We start from the raw sequence: 803 nt of genomic DNA, 5'->3' as shown, positions 1-803 counted from the left end.
TAGCAGGAGATGTATTTACCGAAAGTTATGCAAGTGCTGGATTTGCAACTGCAACTGTAGGTACGAACAAACCGGTAAGCGTGGCAGGTATCGCCATTACAGGTGGTGCATCTGCTAACTATACTTTAGGCAATACCACAGCAGCAACTACGGCAGATATTACTGCGAGTGCAATTGTGATAACAGCTGTAGTGAAAAATAAAGTTTATGGCAGTGCCGACCAGGCCTTAACCTATACCTACACAGGTACATTAGTGGGAACTGATGCTTTCACAGGATCATTAACCAGGGTAGCTGGTGAGAATGTAGGCGCTTATGCCATTAATCAGGGAACGCTTGCATTAGGTAGCAACTATAGCTTGACCTACAACAGTGCGAATCTTAATATTACACCAAAAACCTTAACGGTTACCGCAGCCGGAATCAATAAAGCTTACGATGGTACAACAGCCGCAACCGTAAACTTAAGTGATAACCGTGTAACAGGCGATGTATTTGCCGAAAGTTATGCGAGCGCTTCATTTGCAACCGCAACTATTGGTACAAACAAACCGGTAAGTGTTACAGGTATTGCCATTACAGGTGGTGCATCTGGTAACTATACTTTAGGCAATACCACAGCAGCAACTACGGCAGATATTACTGCGAGTGCAATTGTGATAACAGCCGATGCGAAAAGCAAAGTTTATGGTAGTGCCGATCCGGCCTTAACCTATACCTACACAGGTACATTAGTGGGAACTGATGCTTTCACAGGATCATTAACCAGGGTAGCTGGTAATAACGTAGGCGCTTATGCCATA

1 protein-coding gene is annotated in these 803 nt (G+C 44.3%); it reads left to right on the top strand.

Features of this window, described 5'->3' with window-relative positions; genetic code table 11:
* Positions 1–803, top strand: an 803-nt coding sequence (locus R2R28_RS29085) for an MBG domain-containing protein (RefSeq protein WP_316829169.1), incomplete at both ends; no start/stop codon positions are given.

It is taken from the genome of Pedobacter miscanthi (assembly GCF_032678605.1).
GTDB classification, from domain to species: Bacteria; Bacteroidota; Bacteroidia; order Sphingobacteriales; family Sphingobacteriaceae; genus Pedobacter; species Pedobacter miscanthi_A.
This window is presented reverse-complemented; position numbering and strand designations above follow the sequence as displayed.